Genomic DNA, 15,990 nt, shown 5'->3' on the forward strand with positions numbered 1-15,990 from the left:
CATCTGCATGTAACTCACGTTGACTAACCTGCCGGGCTTGGCGCGCGGCACATGGCGTGCGAAATGGTTGAACGAGCGAATCCCACATGATTGAAGTATCGAAAAGAGCGAAAAGTACGACCCTGCGCGCAGCAACGCTCAGGGTCTGGATGGTATGCATCTGCATGTTGCTGGCGTGGATGTTGCCACAACAGGCAGGCGCTGCTGCTTCCGTGCAATGGCAACTCGACAAGACCATCTACAAGCGCGATGAGGCCATCAAGGCGAGTTTCCAGAACATCGCGACGCCCGGCAAGACGCATTGGGTCGGCATCTGGTCCTATCCCGATTCAGGTACGCGCTATGGCGCATGGGACCGTGCATCGAATGGCGGGCAGGGCTCTCTCCAATGGGCCTACCTCCCGCAGACGGCCTCGGGCGAGGTCAGCCTCAAGGGTGTCGCGCCGGGTCGCCATGTGGCGTTTCTGCTCGCCGACGACGGCTATGCGTGGCTGTCCACGCCCATCGTCTTCTGGGTGACGGAAGACGGCACAGCGCAGCGCGAGGCGGGCAGCCTGACAAGCAACCTGCGCAGCTACGACGTCGGCGCGAGCGTGTCGCTGCAATACGGCGGCATCGCTTCAGCGGCCAAGAACTGGATCGGCGTCTGGCGTTATGAAGACGGCCCCGGCGTCAAGAGTGACGGCCCTTGGAGCTTTGCACAATCCAATTCATCGTCCCAGTACAAATACGCGACCAGCGCGAGCGGGCAGTGGGATGTGACGGGTCTTGCGGAAGGCACCTACGCCGCCTTTCTGTTGGCCAACGATGGCTACCAATGGATGGCGCCGCCCGTGCTGTTCGAGGTGAAGACCAAGCCCATCGATCCTTCCACGCTCATCGGGCCACCGGCCTTCGATGGCAAATCCACCGAGCTCAAAGTGCTGCAGTTCAACGTCTGGTTGCGTGGCACGGGCGTGGGCGCGGGTGGCCCCGACATGATCGCCGACGTGATCCGCGACAGCGGTGCTGACGTGGTCACGCTCAGCGAAACCGGGCAGGCTTACGGCGCGCAACTTGCGAATGACCTTGCCAAGCGCGGCTATCTGTTCCACTCCTATGGGCCGGACAAGGACGTGGGCGTGGTCTCGCGCTATCCGATCATCGAGACCTCGGAGTTCAACCGTTTCTCCAAAGCGGTAATCAATGTGAACGGCACGCCGGTCGCAGTCTATTCGGGACACTTGGCCTATCAGTGGTACGTCTGCTATCTGCCGCGCGGCTATGGCGGCGGCACACCGTCGGGCAATCCGACCAGCGAATACGGTTGGAACAAGATCCCGAGTGGGCCGATCACCGATGTGCCGCTGATTCTGGATCTCAACGAAAAATCGGGTCGCCCCGAATCGATCCGCCAGTTCGTTGCCGACGCCAAACTCGAGCGCGACAAGGGTCGCCTCGTCGTGATGGCGGGAGACTTCAACGAGCCCTCGCACCTCGACTGGAACGAGGCCACCAAGGCGCTCTATGACCACAACGGAACGGTCGTTCCGTGGCAGAGCACGACGCTCTTGGAGCAGGCGGGCTATCTGGATGCTTACCGCGTGAAGTTCCCGAATCCGGTCACCCATCCCGGTTTCACCTGGCCGTCGGACAATCCGCTCAAACCCACGTCCAGCCTCACCTGGGCGCCGGACGCCGACGAGCGCGACCGCATCGACTATGTGTTCTATCAGCCCGACGCGCGTCTGAGCCTTCAGGGCGCGACCGTGGTCGGTCCGCGCAAGTCCATCCTGCGCAACCAGCGCGTTGCCGAGACCAGTGAAGACCCGATCCTCGAGCCGCTTTCGGGCTGGCCCACGGACCACAAATCGGTGATGGCGACCTTTGTGATCAAGCCGCTCGCGCTCACGCTGCCGCAGCTCGCAGGCGGCACGCAGAACCAGGCCTATACAGGCAGCCTGCCGGTGCTTGGTGGCACCGCGCCATACACCTACAGCATCGTCGCCGGAAGCCTGCCGCCCGGCATGCAACTGGGCAGTGACGGCGCGTTGAGCGGTTCGCCCACGGCCAGCGGATTCTTCGCGTTCACCGTGCAGGTGAAGGACGCTAAGGGCAGCGTGGCCGAACGTGCCTACACCCTCGACGTGGCCGCCGCACCCGAGCCCGAAAAGCTCCGCAGCACGGTGACACTCACCTCCACGCCCAACCCCTCGCGGCCCGGCGATGCAGTGGCCTTCAACGTGGTGGTGAGCACGGAATTGGTCGCGGCGCAGAGCCTGAGCAAGCGCGCCAAGGCCGCCCCCGCCGTGCCCACCGGCACCATCGCCTTTACCGACAACGGTGCGCCCATCGGCTCGGTGCCGCTCGTCGGCGGCAGCGCGAGCTGGAGTGCGCCCGCGTTCGCTGCTGGCACACACACCATCGTCGCGAGCTACTCGGGCGACGCGCAGGTCGCAGCTACCAGCATGACGATGACGCAGATCGTCACCTCGGCCATCGAGGGGACGGCCCAACCGGTGCCGTCGCTCAGTGAGGCGGCGTTGTGGCTGATGAGCTTGGTGCTGCTGGTATTCGGCTTGCGACGCTTGAAACGCTGACCTGATCAAGGCGACCGCTGAACACAGCCTCGTCGGATTCGCATCCGGCGGGGCTGTCGAGTTTTTGAAGTCGCCGTTTCACTGTGTGGAATGATCTTGGCGGGCGAAATTTCTGTGTCTACTCTGCGGTCCTTAGAAAAGTCCATTCAGGAGATAGACATGAAGACCCTGGTCACCCAACAACTTACCCGACAACTGCGCCGCCGTGGCGCGATGGCCCTGGTGCTGCTGTGCGCGAGCGCGGCGTCCTGGTCGCAAGCACCGTATCCCAACAAGCCTGTGCGCGTGGTCGTGCCTTTCGCCGCAGGCGGCGCGGTGGACACCGTGGGCCGCAGCGTGGCCGAGCGACTGGCGGTGCAGATGGGCCAGCCCGTCATCGTCGACAACAAGCCCGGCGCAAACGCCAACATCGGCACCGAGAACGTCGCCAAGTCGCCAGCGGATGGATATTCGCTGCTGGTTGGCGCCAACGGCGTGGTCACCAACAACACGCTGTACCCGAACCTGTCGTTCAACGGCCTGCGCGACTTCACGCCGATCGCACGCATCGGCTACGCGCCGCTGGTTCTCGTGACGCCTGCCGACGCCCAGTACAAGAACGTGCAGGAACTCGTCGCCGCCGCGCGCGCCAAGCCCGGCGCGATGAACTACGGCTCGGCAGGCAATGGCAGCTCGGGTCATCTGGCCGGTGCGCTGTTTGAATCGGTCGGCAAGTTTGACGCGCTGCATGTTGCCTACAAGGGCGGCTCGCCTGCGCTGATCGATCTGATTTCCGGTCGCCTCAACTTCATGCTGCTCAATCCTCTTGAAGTGCTGCCGCATGTGCAGTCCGGCAAGCTCAAGGCGCTGGCCGTGACTGGCGAGAAGCGCGCGCCCATGCTGCCCAACGTGCCGACCATGGCGGAGGCGGGTGTCACTGGGTTTGACGCGAGCGTCTGGTGGGTGCTGATGGCCCCGGCCAAGACACCGGCTGACATCGTCAACAAGCTCAACGCCGAAACCCTCAAGGCACTGGCCGATGCAGGCACGCGCGAGCGGCTCAATGCCCTCGGCGCGGTGATCACGCCGTCGTCCTCGGCCGATGCGGCAGCCTTCCTCAAGAGCGAATCCGCCAAGTGGGAAAAGGTCATCCGCGACGCGAACATCAAGGCGGATTGAGGCGCTTCGTTCGAACGTTTTTTTCAACGACAAAGAAGGGGAGAGTTCACATGATCATCGATTGCCACGGCCACTACACCACGGCCCCCAAGGCGCTTGAGAACTGGCGCAACGCGCAAATAGCGGGCATCAACGACCCGTCGCAGAAGCCTCGCGTGAGCGACTTGAAGATCAGCGACGACGAGCTGCGCGAATCCATCGAGACCAACCAGTTGCGTCTGATGAAGGAACGCGGCGCGGACCTGACCATCTTCAGTCCGCGCGCCAGCTTCATGGCCCACCACATCGGCGACTTCGAGGTATCGAGCACCTGGGCGGCGATCTGCAACGAGCTCTGCCATCGTGTGTCGCAACTCTTCCCCGAGCATTTTGTTGGCGCGGCCATGCTGCCGCAGTCGCCCGGTGTCGATCCCAAGACCTGTATCCCCGAGCTCGAAAAATGCGTGAAGGAATACGGCAACGTCGGCATCAACCTGAACCCTGACCCGAGCGGCGGCCACTGGACCAGCCCACCGCTCGCCGACCGTCACTGGTACCCCATCTACGAAAAGATGGTCGAGTACGACATCCCCGCGATGATCCACGTGAGCACCAGCTGCAACGCCTGCTTTCACACCACCGGCGCGCACTATCTGAACGCGGACACCACGGCGGTGATGCAGCTCATCCAGGGCGATCTGTTCAAGGATTTCCCGACCCTCAAATTCGTCGTGCCACACGGCGGGGGCGCGGCGCCATATCACTGGGGCCGTTTCCGTGGCCTCGCGCAGGAAATGAAGAAGCCCTTGCTGGAAGAGCATCTGCTCAACAACATCTACTTCGACACCTGCGTCTACCACCAGCCCGGCATCGATCTGCTCACCAAGGTGATCCCGGTGAAGAACATCTTGTTCGCCAGCGAAATGATCGGCGCCGTGCGCGGCATTGATCCGCAGACCGGCCACTACTACGACGACACCAAACGCTATGTGAACGCGACCGCCAACCTGAGCGACGCTGAACGCCACATGGTTTTTGAAGGCAACGCCCGCCGCGTGTTCACACGACTCGACGCACAACTCAAGGCCAAGGGCCTGTAAGGAGAACTCACCATGTACGAACTTGGAGTCGTCTACCGCAACATCGCGCGCACCGACTGCGCCACCACCGACGCCCTTGCCTCACTGGGCTCCGCCACAGTCCACGAAGCCATGGGACGCGTCGGCCTGCTCAAACCCTATATGCGCCCGATCTACGCGGGCGCGCAGGTCTCTGGCACGGCGGTCACCGTGCTGCTGCACCCCGGCGACAACTGGATGATGCACGTCGCCGCCGAACAGATCCAGCCCGGCGACATCGTGGTCGCGGCCATCACCGCGGAATGCACCGACGGCTATTTCGGCGACCTGCTCGCGACCAGCTTCAAGGCACGCGGAGCGCGCGCGCTGATCATCGACGCGGGCGTGCGGGATGTGAAGACGCTGACGGAAATGCAGTTTCCGGTGTGGAGCAAGGCGATCAGCAGCAAGGGGACGATCAAGGCTACTTTGGGTTCTGTGAACGTGCCTGTGGTGTGCGCAGGGGCGTTTGTCACGCCGGGCGATGTGATCGTTGCTGATGATGATGGGGTGGTGTGTGTGCCGCGTTCTGTTGCCGCTTCCACGCTGGTTGCGGCGCAGGCTCGGGAGGCTAATGAAGCTGCCAAGCGGGATAAGCTTGCTTCCGGTGTTTTGGGGCTGGATATGTACTCGATGCGGGAGCCGTTGGCTGCGGCTGGGCTTCGGTACATTGATTGAGTTTTGGCGCACTCAAACTGCGCTTGTTCTTTTTGTTTTTTGTGCTGCTGCTGGGTGGTTGCTTACGGAGGCCGGGAGTTCCGCCCCGCGGCGGAGTGACTTTTTGCGCGCAAGCAAAAAGTTACTCGCCAGCCGGGGCGAGACCCGGCCTCTGCCCTTAACCCCGCAGCAGAAGCCAAAGAATCACCCCAACAAATCCACAAGAGACCGAGCAATGACCTTGGTAGCCCGACGCAAGTCGTCCAACTCCACCCGTTCATCAGACCGCTTGGCATGCGACTCCAACACAGTCCGAGGCCCGGCCCCATAAATCACACCGGGAATCCCACGCTCCACATACAAGCGCACATCGGTATAAAGAGGCGTTCCGACAGCCGGAGGACGCGCACCAAACACCACCTCGCCATGCGTTTGAATGGCATCCACAAGCGGCTTGTTTCCGGCGAGCGGCGTCATTGCATTGGCCAGCACCAACTGCTTGATGTCGATGCTCACCGCCTTTTCGCCGGTGAAGCCGTGCAGCGCGTTGAACTCCACAATCGCGTTGCGCATCACCGCGTGGATGGTCGCTTCGACTTCCTGCGGGTTCTCTTCGGGGATCATGCGGCGGTCGACCTTGAGCACGACTTTGCCGGGCACCACATTGGTGTTGGTGCCGCCTTCAATGCGGCCCACGTTCACATACGGATGCTTGATGCCGGTGACCTTGGAGAGCACCTGCTTGTACTTGACGTTCTCGCCGTACAGCGCGCTGAGTACAGCGGTGGCGGCTTGCAGAGCGTCGACGCCGGTGTCCGGCACGGCCGCGTGGGCCATCTTGCCGTGGATCGTCACTTCCATCTGCAGGCAGCCGTTGTGCGCGGTGACGACTTCGTAGCTGAAGCCTGCGGCGATCATCAGGTCGGGCTTGGTCAGCCCCTTTTCGAGCAACCAGCCGGGGCCGAGCAGGCCGCCGAATTCTTCGTCGTAGGTGAAGTGCAACTCGACATTGCCCTTGGCTGGCTTGGCCACCGCTTCGAGTGCGCGCACCGCAAAGGTGAAGGTCGAGAAATCGCTCTTGCTCACCGCCGTCGCGCGGCCGTACATCTTGCCGTCGACGATTTCGGCGCCGTAGGGGTCATGCGTCCAGCCTTCACCGGGCGGCACCACGTCGCCGTGGGCGTTCAGCGCGATGGTCTTGCCGCCGTCGCCATAGGGGCGGCGCACGATCAGGTTGGTGATGGACTGCATGCCGTAGTCCTTCACGTCCTGCTCGGGTACGGCGTGTTTTTCCGCTTCGAAACCGAAGGACTTGATCAGCTCGGCCGTGCGCTCGGCGTGGGGAGCGTTGTTGCCGGGAGGCGTGTCGGTGGGGACCTGGACGAGTGCCTGAAGAAAGCGCACTTGTTCATCGAAATGCTGGTCGATCCAGGCGTCGAGTGCGGCGTAGGTGGCTTGGCGGTTTTGGGTCATGGCTTTCCTTTTTTCTCAGTGTCGTGATGGAGGAAGGGCACTCAAGCCTTCACGCCTTCGGATGCAAGTTGTTCAAGCACATGGGTGAACGCGTCCACCGCCAGTTGCATGTCGTCTGATGTGGTGGATTCCAACGGGTTGTGGCTGATGCCCGAGTTCAGTCCACGCGTGAACAGCATGGCCTGGGGCATGATTTCGTGGATCTTCATCGCGTCGTGGCCCGCGCCGCTGGGCATGCGAAACAGCGGCACGCCGAGCGCGTCGACCGCGTTCTCCCAGCGCTTTTGCCATTCGGGCGCGCTGGGGGCGGCGTCGGCGCTCATAGACATTTCGGCCTTGTAGTGCAGGCCTCGGCGCTTGGCGATTTCGTCGAGCTTGGCGAGGGTATCCTTGACCATCGCGTCGCGCTGGGCATTGGTCGGCGCGCGCATGTCGAGGCTGAACAGGCAGCGGCCCGGCACGACGTTGATCGAGCCGTTGGGCACGTTGAGCTGGCCGATAGTGGCTACGCTGTCACCGTCCTGCGCGGCGCGTTGCTCCACATACAGCGCGAGTTCGGCCACGCCGACGGCGGCGTCGCGGCGGCGGTCCATGGGCGTGGTGCCTGCGTGGCTGGCCATGCCGATCATCTCGCAGACATAGCGCTCGCTGCCGTTGATCGAGGTGACGATGCCGAGCGGAATGTCGAGCTCGTTGAGCACCGGGCCCTGCTCGATGTGTACCTCGATGAAGCCGAGGTAATCGGCTGCATTGCGCTTGAGCTTGGGGATGTCGTCGATGCACAAACCTGCGTGCTGCATGGCCTCGCGCATCGTGATGCCATCCGCGTCCTTCTGGTCGAGCCAGACTTGCTTGAAGTCGCCAATCAGCGCGCCCGAGCCGAGGAAGGTGGCCTTGTAGCGCTGGCCTTCCTCTTCCGCGAACGCCACCACTTCGATGCCGAAGGGCAGGCGCTTGTGTTGGTGCTGCAACTCGCGCACGCAGGCCATGGGCACGAAGATGCCGAGGCGACCGTCGTACTTGCCGCCGTTGCGCACGGTGTCGTAGTGGCTGCCGGTGAGCAGGTATTTTCCGCCTTCGTTGGCGGGTTTGTAGCGGCCCACGACGTTGCCGACCGCGTCGATCTCGACCTCGTCAAAACCACTGTCGCGCATCCAGTGGCTGATGCGCTGGGCGCATGCGCGGTGAGCGTCGGTGAGGTAGGTGACGGTGAGCTGGCCGAGCTCGTCATAGCCCTTGTCGGTGTGCTGCGACAGGCGCTCTTGCCAGTCCCACACGTCGTTGCCGAGAATGGGCTCGAACGCGAACTTGTCGTTCAGTCGGATCTCGGCGATGCGGTGGATGTTGCGCAGCGCCTCGGCGCGTTCGAAGTCCGGATGGTTGTCCAGGCGTCGCGCGAAGGTGTCGATGATTTCCTGCTTCTGCAGCCCGGTTCCGCGCGGGCCGCGCACGGCGAGGATGAACGGAAAGCCGAAGCGCGCGTTGTAGTCGGCGTTGAGTTGCTGGATGCGCGCGAACTCTTCGGGCGTGCAGTGGGTGAGGCCGGCCTTGCTCTGCTCGTTGGTCGATTCGGCCGTGAGCGTCTTGGACACCATGGCCTTGCCCGCGAGTTCCGGGTGGGCGCGGATCAGATCAAGCTGTGGCTGCTCGCCAGCGGTGTTCACCACCTTGGCCATAGCGTACTTGAGATGCGCGAGCGATTTGAACGGACGCTCTGCCATCGCCGCCGTGGCAATCCATGGCGAGTGTTCGTAGATGCCATCCAGCAGCTGCGTGCCCGCTGCAGGATCGGCGGCGTTGAGTTGTTCTATGGTGAGTGGCATGGCGTCGTCTCCGTTCATCTTCATCAATAGGTGCGTGCGTGGCGGCGGTCAGAGGGCGGGCGCGGGAAAGCGCTTGGTCCAGTGGCGTGCGATGTCAATGCGGCGTGCCACCCACACGTTGTCGTGTTGTTGGATGTGATCGAGAAAACGCTGCAGCGCGGTGATGCGGCCCGGACGGCCGAGCAGGCGGCAGTGCATGCCGATGCTCATCATCTTGGGTGCGTTGTCGCCGTTGGCATCGCCTTCCGCGTAGAGCACGTCGAAGGTGTCCTTCAAATACTGGAAGAACGGATCGGCATATGAGTAGCCTTGGGGCAGCGCGAATCGCATGTCGTTGCAGTCGAGCGTGTAGGGCACGATGAGCTGCTGGTGCTTGCCGCCGTCGGTTTTCTTCACCGTCATCCAGAACGGTAGATCATCGCCGTAATAGTCGCTGTCGTAAGTGAAACTGCCGTTGTCGGCCACGAGGCGGTGGGTGTTGGGGCTGTCGCGGCCCGTGTACCAGCCGAGGCCGTGGTCGCTGTTTTTTCCGTAGAGCTCGCCGAAGATCTCCATGCACTGCGCCATGTGCGCGCGTTCGATCTCTTCGGGCACGCCCTGGTAGTGAATCCACTTGAGGCCATGGCAGGCCACTTCATGGCCGAGTTCGTCAAAGGCCTGCGCCAGTTCGCGGTGGCGCTGCAAGGCGGTCGCCACGCCGAAGACGGTGAGCGGCAGATCACGCTTTTCGAACTCGCGCAGCAGACGCCACACGCCTGCGCGCGAGCCGTATTCGTAGATGCCTTCCATGCTCATATGACGCTCAGGGTAAGCGGCCGGATTGAACATTTCCGAGAGGAACTGCTCGCTCGCTGCGTCGCCGTGCAGCACGCAGTTTTCGCCGCCTTCTTCGTAGTTCAGCACGAACTGCACGGCCACACGCGCCTTGTTCGGCCATTCGGGATGCGGCGTGTTGCGGCCGTAGCCGGTCAAATCGCGAGGATAGGGGGCGCTGGCGTCGTATGTCATGGCGATGGTGGAGTCGGGTTAGTTCGTGACCGAAGAGAGCGCCATGGACAGGTCGCTCGTGGGCATGTCGCGGTCGAAGGTGAGGCCTTCCTCCACATGCAACAAGTGTTCCTGCATCAGGCGCACGGCGGTCTCCTCGTCCTTGTTGGCGAGCGCGTGGACGATGGCCTCGTGCTCCTCGTGCGAATGTTCGGCGGCGGTGGTGCTCTGGTACATCAGCGTGATCAGCGCGCAGCGCGAGATCAGATCGCCGAGCAGCTGCGCGAGCACGCCGTTGCCCATGAGCTCGGCCATCACCACGTGGAAGTCACCGAGCAGCTCGGTGCGCTGGCCGACGTCGTTGCGTTCCATGGCCTTTTTTTCTGCGGTGATGTGGGATTTCAGCGCCTTGATCTGCGCGGGCTTGACCTGCCGCACGAAGGTGCGCGTCATCGCGGTCTCCAGCATCAGGCGCACGGCGAAGACCTGTTTAGCCTCTTCTACCGACGGGGTGGAGACGAACGCGCCGCGCGCGGGCTCCAGCGTCACCAGACGGTTCTGCGAAAGCTGGAACAGCGCCTGACGCACCAACGTGCGCGAGACGCCGAAGTGATCGGCCAGCTTCTGCTCCCCGAGCTTGGTGCCGGGCAGCAGTTTGTGCTCGACGATGGCACGGGTCAGCGATTCGGCAATGGTGCTGGTGGCGGAGGAAGATTCCATGTTGGCCTAGCTAGGGAATGTTTGCACTGCAAGTTCACAAAAATTGTATACACTTTTGGTCGACAGAGATATAGTGGAATCCATCCAACGTTTAAGGAGTTATCCCAATGGGCCTGAGTACACATGTTCTGGACACCATGAACGGCTGTCCCGCAGCGGGCATGAAGGTGGAGCTTTTCACCACCGACGGTGAGGGCGGGGCTTCGCTGGTGAAGAGCCTCACGTTGAACCATGATGGTCGGACGGATGCGCCGCTGTTCGACAACTCCACGTTGAAGGTGGGGACTTATCGGTTGACCTTCGATGTGGCTGGTTATTTTTCTTCTTTGGGCGTTGTGTTGCCTGAGCCTAGTTTCTTGAGTAAGGTGAGTTTGGACTTTGGGGTGGCGCATGTGGATCAGCATTACCACGTGCCTTTGCTTGTTAGTCCTTGGAGTTACTCTACTTATCGGGGGTCTTGATTTTTTGTTTTTCTGGCTTTTGGGTGCTTTTTTGAGGCCGGAGGCCGGGTCTCGCCCCGGCGGGCGAGTAACTTTTTGCTTGCGCGCAAAAAGTCACCAAAAACGCGCTTTCAATACCCGCGGCAGAACTCACTGCGCGACTGTGTCGCTCCGTTCGGGCAACCGCCGCGAGTCAGAGTTTTCATAAGAGGTGCTTTCGGCACGTCGCTTCGCTCGTGCCGTGCATCTCGCGACTTCGCGAGATGTCGGGGCATCGGTGTTGTGCGATTTGCTGGTACCGCGAGATCACCCTCGCAAAAAAGTGCAGTGGGCATGTGTGACCCAACCCAACTCCACAAACGCCCCCGGCACGAGCGCAGCGATGTGCCGTACACACCTCTTCCTAACTGACTTCCGGCGGTTGTCCGAACGGAGCGACGCAGTCGCGCAGTGAGTTCCGCCGGAGGTATTCAAAGCGCATTTTTGGTGACTTTTTGGGCAAGACCAAAAAGTTACTGCCCCGCCGGGGGCAGTCCCGGCCTCCGCCCTCAACCCCACAGCAGAACCCAACAAGAAAGCAAAAAACCGACACCCCGGTTGCAGGGGGCAAGCAAGGCAACGCCCCCCTACAACTGCCCCTCAGTCAAGGTATCCAACTGGAACTTCCCCGACTTGTCCCACAACCAGGTATCCGTGTACACCACGCCCCCCATGCGCACAGGGGCCGGATAGGGCGCCGCCGCCCGCACCGTGCGTTCAATCTCCCGGATGACTTCCGGCGCATGTTTCGGCGCGCGCATCCAATACAACTTTTTGATTTTCCCGTTCTGGTCAAGATGGACCTGCAGCACGCCGACGGCATAGAGCAGCGGCTGCAGCTTGCCTTTGTAGATGCGGGCCGCGTTCCTGGCGTACAGGTGGCGAGCGGCGTCTTGTCTGTAGGTGCGCGGGGTAGTGGCGTGGGAGGCGTTTTCCGGTTCAGCTTTGGCTTTGGGCGGCGGTTTGGGTGTTGGGGGCTTGGGCGTTTTGCCGGCCGACGCTGTGGGTGGCTTGGGTGTGTCGACCTGTGGGGTCGGAGGGGTGATCGGTAGGCCGGGTGGTGTGGGCGCGGCCGGCGATGCGGGCTTCGTGGCGGGCGTTGGTGCTGGTGTTGATGTCAGCGTTGCTGGTTTCCGCGTTTCCACATAGTGCACCAACGCGGCCATGCCGATGGCGGCGAGCAGCACGGCCAGCCAGGCGAAGCGTTGGTTGCTGGCTTTGCGGCTGGCGTTGGGGCGGATTGGCGCAAGAGTGGGCATTTCTTTGTTTAAATACGTACGGACGCGGCCAAGTTTTGCTGGCCCGCATGGATTATCCGGAAACCACGAGGGTCACTGTCTTGTCCGTCGCACTTCAACGTCTGCTGCAGCATCTGCAATCCGCTTCTGCCTGTCTCGTGAGCGTGGAATCGACTCAGGGGTCCGCGCCGCGTGAGCGGGGGGCGTGGATGGCGGTCCTTGGTGGGGAGGTGGCGGTGCTGGGCACCATTGGTGGCGGGCATCTGGAGCTGGAGGCGATTCAGCTGGCGCGTAATCTGTTGGCTGCCAGTGGGGAAGAAGAGGAAGGTTTTGTTCGTCGTTGGGCGTTGGGCCCCAGTCTGGGGCAGTGTTGCGGCGGGGTGGTGCATCTGCGCTTTGAATTGGTGAATGCGCTGCATCGCGACGGGTTGAGGGAGCGGCTGTTGCCGGGGTTGCATCCGCTGGCGCTGTTTGGCGGCGGGCATGTGGGGCATGCGCTGGTGAATGTGCTGGGTACGCTGCCGTTCGCCATCCGCTGGATCGACAGCCGCGACAGCGTGTTTCCTGCCGATGTGCTGCCGCAGGTGGAGTGCGAGCATTCCGATCCGGTCGAGGCTGCCGTGCACCATTTGCCTGCGCGCGCGCGGGTGTTGATCATGAGCTTCAGCCATGCGGAAGACCTGAACATCGTCGCAGCGTGCCTCAAGCGGCAGCGCGAGCGCGGCGATCTGCCATTTGTGGGGCTGATCGGCAGCGCCACCAAGCGCGCGGTGTTCACGAGTCGGCTGCGCCAGCGCGGGTTTGAAGAGAACGAGATTGCGCACATCACCTGTCCCATCGGCGTGCCGGGCATCACGGGCAAGGAGCCCGAGGTGATTGCGGTCGCAGTTGCGGCACAGTTGTTGCAATCCGTCTACTTGGATTCGTCAAAAAGTTCGGTGATCTAGGGTAATTCCTAGCTTGGCTGAATGGCGGGTTCTTCTTGTTTTGTATACACTTTGTGTCTGCAAAAGTCGGTCGCAGCGGTGCCCAGGGATCTGGATGAGTCCGGAAAAACCAAGGTGCGTGGCCAGAATTTTCTGCTCAGAGCGCCCGCAGTGGTGAGCAGGTAAGGTTGAGAGCCATGGAAAGCTACATTCTCGACTGGGCCAATCTGCTGTTGCGCTGGCTCCACGTCATCACCGCCATTGCCTGGGTTGGTTCTTCGTTCTATTTCGTCTTTCTCGACAGCAGCCTCACGCCGCCGGTCGACGAGAGTCTGAAGCGCGACGGCGTCTCGGGCGAGCTTTGGGCCGTGCACGGCGGGGGCTTTTATCACCCGGTCAAGTTCAACGTCTCGCCGCCCAAGCTACCAGATCATCTGCACTGGTTCTACTGGGAGAGCTACACCACCTGGCTGTCGGGCTTCGCGCTGCTGACGGTCTCGTATCTCTGGAACGCCAACATCTATCTGGTCAATCCGGCCAGTCCCAACCCGATGTCCAGCAGCATGGCCATCATGGCGGCGCTCGCGTTCCTCGTGGTGTTCTGGCTGCTGTACGACGGCATTTGCCGCGTGTTCGGTCAGCGCAAGAACGGTGACAGCATCGTCGGCGCGATGGTGCTGGTGCTGGTCTGCATTGCGGCCTTTCTCGCCTGCCACATCTTCCCTGGACAGGCGGCATTCCTGCTCATGGGCGCGATGCTCGCGACCTCGATGAGCGCCAACGTGTTCTTCTGGATCATCCCCGGCCAGCGCACGGTGGTTGCCGATCTCAAGGCCGGTCGCCCCGTCGATCCGATCCACGGCAAGCGCGGCAAGCAGCGCTCGGTGCACAACACCTATTTCACGCTGCCGGTGCTGTTCGCCATGCTATCCAACCACTACGGCTGGCTCTACAACCACGACCTCAACTGGTTGGTGTTGATCCTCATGATGTTCGCTGGCGCCGCGATCCGCCAGTTTTTCGTGCTGCGCCACGGCTTCAAGCTGGGCCGCAACAGCCACCCATGGCCCTATGCCGTGGTCGGCGTGCTGGTCATCATCGGCGTGGCTGCCTGGCTCAAGCCTGCACCCAAGGCAGCGGTGACCGCCCCTGCGGCAACCAGCGCTCCTGCAGCGGCGGGTGCCGCTCCGGTGGCTGCTGCAGCAACCGGTGTGCCCACCTACAACGAAGTGCATGGCGTGATGGAAAAGGCCTGCGTGGTCTGCCACAGCGCCAAGACCATCGCGCAGAAGAACATCTCGTTCGACTCGCCCGAAGAGGTCAAGAGCCACGCACAGCAGATCTACACTCAGGTCGTGCAGCTCAAGAAGATGCCCTTCGGCAATCCGGCCGGCCTGACCGATGACGAGCGCGACATGTTCAAGCGCTGGTATGAGGGTGGTGCACCGACGAATCCGTAAGTTTTTTGCGGCGCGCGTACAATCTGCGCTTTCAATGCACGAAAAGCTGCTGTCCCGGCAGCTTTTCTTTTTGTGCGATTCATCGGGACCATGTAGAGGAACACCATGTACAAAAACCTCGCTGCCGGGCTCGCGGCCGCCTGTTTTTTCCTTTCCCCCACTTTTTCAGCGCAAGCCGCGGCGCCGTCGCCTTCATCGGCACCGGTGAAAGCCGCGTTCGTCTATGTCTCGCCGATTGCTGACGCGGGCTGGACGCACCAGCACGAGGCCGGCCGCAAGGAAATGGCTGCAGCCCTCGGTGACAAGGTGCAGTCCACCTTCGTCGAAAACGTCGCCGAAGGCGCTGATTCCGAGCGCGTGATCCGCGACCTCGCCAAATCGGGCAACCAGATCATCTTCACCCCGAGCTTTGGCTACATGGAGCCGACCCTGCGCGTCGCCAAGGACTACCCGAACGTGAAGTTCGAGTCCATCACCGGCTACAAGCGTGCCGACAACGTCGCCACCGCCAACGCACGCTACTACGAAGGCCGCTACCTCTCGGGCGTACTGGCCGCGCGCATGAGCAAGACAGGCGCAGCAGGCTTCGTCGCGGGCTTCCCGATTCCCGAGGTGATGCAGGGCATCAACGCCTTCACGCTGGGCATGCGCTCGGTGAACCCCAAGGCCGTGGTCAAGGTGATCTGGCTCGACGTCTGGTTCGACCCACCCAAGGAACGCGAAGCCGCGATGGCGTTGTTCAACGAAGGCGTCGACGTCGTCGCATTCCAGACCGCATCCACCGCCATCATGGGCGCGGCCCAGGAGCGTGGCAAATACGCCATCGGCTTCCACTCCAACATGAACCACGTCGGCCCCGACGCCCAGCTCGTCTCCATCACCCACCAATGGGGCCAGTACTACGCCGACCGCGTCAAAGCCGTGGGCGCAGGCACCTGGAAAAGCCAGGACCGCTGGGGCGGAGTGCGCGAAGGCATGATCCGCATGGATGGCTACAACGCGAAGATCCCGGCAGCAGTTCGCGAAGAGGTGAAGGCTCGTGAAAAGGACATTGCCACAGGCAAGCTCCAACCTTTCCGCGCAGGAAAACAGGCGATCCGAGACAACACCGGAGCCGAACAAATCCCCGCAGGCAAGGCCTTGACGGACGAACAGATCCTGCAGATGGACTGGCTCGCGGAAGGCGTGCAGGCACCCAAGCGCAACTAGAGAGAGTGGGAGCATCTCGCGAAAGCGAGATGCAACGGGCACGAGCGAAGCGATGTGCCGAACACACCTCTTCAGGTCATTTCTGCGGCAAGCTGTTTGAACGGAGCGACGAAGTCGCGAAGAGAGTTTTGCCGCATGACTTCAAAGCGCGTTTTGGGTTACCTTTTGCGCGCAAGCAAAAGGT

13 protein-coding genes are annotated in these 15,990 nt (G+C 62.1%); 8 read left to right on the forward strand and 5 right to left on the reverse strand.

Annotated elements, in window-relative coordinates:
* The first annotated feature begins 86 nt into the window (after window positions 1-86).
* The 4 genes from G7047_RS01815 to ligK all read left to right on the forward strand — a co-directional run bounded on the left by G7047_RS01815 (window position 87) and on the right by ligK (window position 5,512).
* A complete protein-coding gene (locus tag G7047_RS01815; protein ID WP_166300178.1) occupies window positions 87-2,579 on the forward strand; it encodes an endonuclease/exonuclease/phosphatase family protein in 2,493 nt (830 codons plus the stop codon).
* A 159-nt stretch (window positions 2,580-2,738) separates the two neighbouring features.
* On the forward strand, window positions 2,739-3,737 hold the full coding sequence (locus G7047_RS01820) for a tripartite tricarboxylate transporter substrate binding protein (protein WP_240939339.1): 999 nt from the start codon (window positions 2,739-2,741) through the stop codon (window positions 3,735-3,737).
* A 50-nt stretch (window positions 3,738-3,787) separates the two neighbouring features.
* Complete coding sequence (locus G7047_RS01825) at window positions 3,788-4,816, forward strand: amidohydrolase family protein (RefSeq protein ID WP_166300180.1); 1,029 nt, start codon at window positions 3,788-3,790, stop codon at window positions 4,814-4,816.
* 12 nt (window positions 4,817-4,828) lie between these two features.
* Complete coding sequence (ligK, locus tag G7047_RS01830; RefSeq protein WP_166300182.1) at window positions 4,829-5,512, forward strand: 4-carboxy-4-hydroxy-2-oxoadipate aldolase/oxaloacetate decarboxylase; 684 nt, start codon at window positions 4,829-4,831, stop codon at window positions 5,510-5,512.
* 183 nt (window positions 5,513-5,695) lie between these two features.
* Here ligK and G7047_RS01835 read toward each other — a convergent pair whose 3' ends face one another.
* The 4 genes from G7047_RS01835 to G7047_RS01850 are packed head-to-tail and all read right to left on the reverse strand — an operon-like array spanning window position 5,696 to window position 10,494.
* Complete coding sequence (locus G7047_RS01835; protein WP_166300184.1) at window positions 5,696-6,964, reverse strand: M20/M25/M40 family metallo-hydrolase; 1,269 nt, start codon at window positions 6,962-6,964, stop codon at window positions 5,696-5,698.
* A gap of 41 nt (window positions 6,965-7,005) precedes the next feature.
* Window positions 7,006-8,787 (reverse strand): 2-oxo-4-hydroxy-4-carboxy-5-ureidoimidazoline decarboxylase, encoded by a 1,782-nt coding sequence (gene uraD / locus G7047_RS01840; RefSeq protein ID WP_166300186.1) that lies wholly within the window; start codon window positions 8,785-8,787, stop codon window positions 7,006-7,008.
* Between the two features lie 48 nt (window positions 8,788-8,835).
* The gene (gene puuE / locus G7047_RS01845; RefSeq protein WP_166300188.1) at window positions 8,836-9,795 is read right to left on the reverse strand and encodes an allantoinase PuuE; all 960 of its coding nucleotides are present in this window, start codon (window positions 9,793-9,795) and stop codon (window positions 8,836-8,838) included.
* 18 nt (window positions 9,796-9,813) lie between these two features.
* The gene (locus G7047_RS01850; protein WP_166300190.1) at window positions 9,814-10,494 is read right to left on the reverse strand and encodes a GntR family transcriptional regulator; all 681 of its coding nucleotides are present in this window, start codon (window positions 10,492-10,494) and stop codon (window positions 9,814-9,816) included.
* A 107-nt stretch (window positions 10,495-10,601) separates the two neighbouring features.
* Between G7047_RS01850 and uraH the strand changes: the two genes are divergently transcribed.
* Window positions 10,602-10,955, forward strand: a complete 354-nt coding sequence (gene uraH, locus G7047_RS01855; RefSeq protein ID WP_166300192.1) for a hydroxyisourate hydrolase — start codon at window positions 10,602-10,604, stop codon at window positions 10,953-10,955.
* Between the two features lie 605 nt (window positions 10,956-11,560).
* On the opposite strand, the gene G7047_RS01860 is transcribed toward uraH, so the two are convergent.
* A complete protein-coding gene (locus G7047_RS01860) occupies window positions 11,561-12,139 on the reverse strand; it encodes a hypothetical protein (RefSeq protein WP_371813912.1) in 579 nt (192 codons plus the stop codon).
* 173 nt (window positions 12,140-12,312) lie between these two features.
* Between G7047_RS01860 and xdhC the strand changes: the two genes are divergently transcribed.
* From xdhC to G7047_RS01875, 3 genes are all read left to right on the forward strand, one after another.
* Window positions 12,313-13,158, forward strand: coding sequence for a xanthine dehydrogenase accessory protein XdhC (gene xdhC, locus G7047_RS01865; protein WP_240939340.1), 846 nt, complete (start codon window positions 12,313-12,315; stop codon window positions 13,156-13,158).
* Window positions 13,159-13,334: 176 nt separating this feature from the next.
* Complete coding sequence (locus tag G7047_RS01870; protein WP_166300196.1) at window positions 13,335-14,597, forward strand: urate hydroxylase PuuD; 1,263 nt, start codon at window positions 13,335-13,337, stop codon at window positions 14,595-14,597.
* A gap of 105 nt (window positions 14,598-14,702) precedes the next feature.
* Window positions 14,703-15,806, forward strand: coding sequence for a BMP family ABC transporter substrate-binding protein (locus G7047_RS01875; RefSeq protein WP_166300198.1), 1,104 nt, complete (start codon window positions 14,703-14,705; stop codon window positions 15,804-15,806).
* The last annotated feature ends 184 nt before the right edge of the window (window positions 15,807-15,990 follow it).

The organism is Diaphorobacter sp. HDW4A, from assembly GCF_011305995.1.
Classification (GTDB): Bacteria; Pseudomonadota; Gammaproteobacteria; order Burkholderiales; family Burkholderiaceae_C; genus Diaphorobacter_A.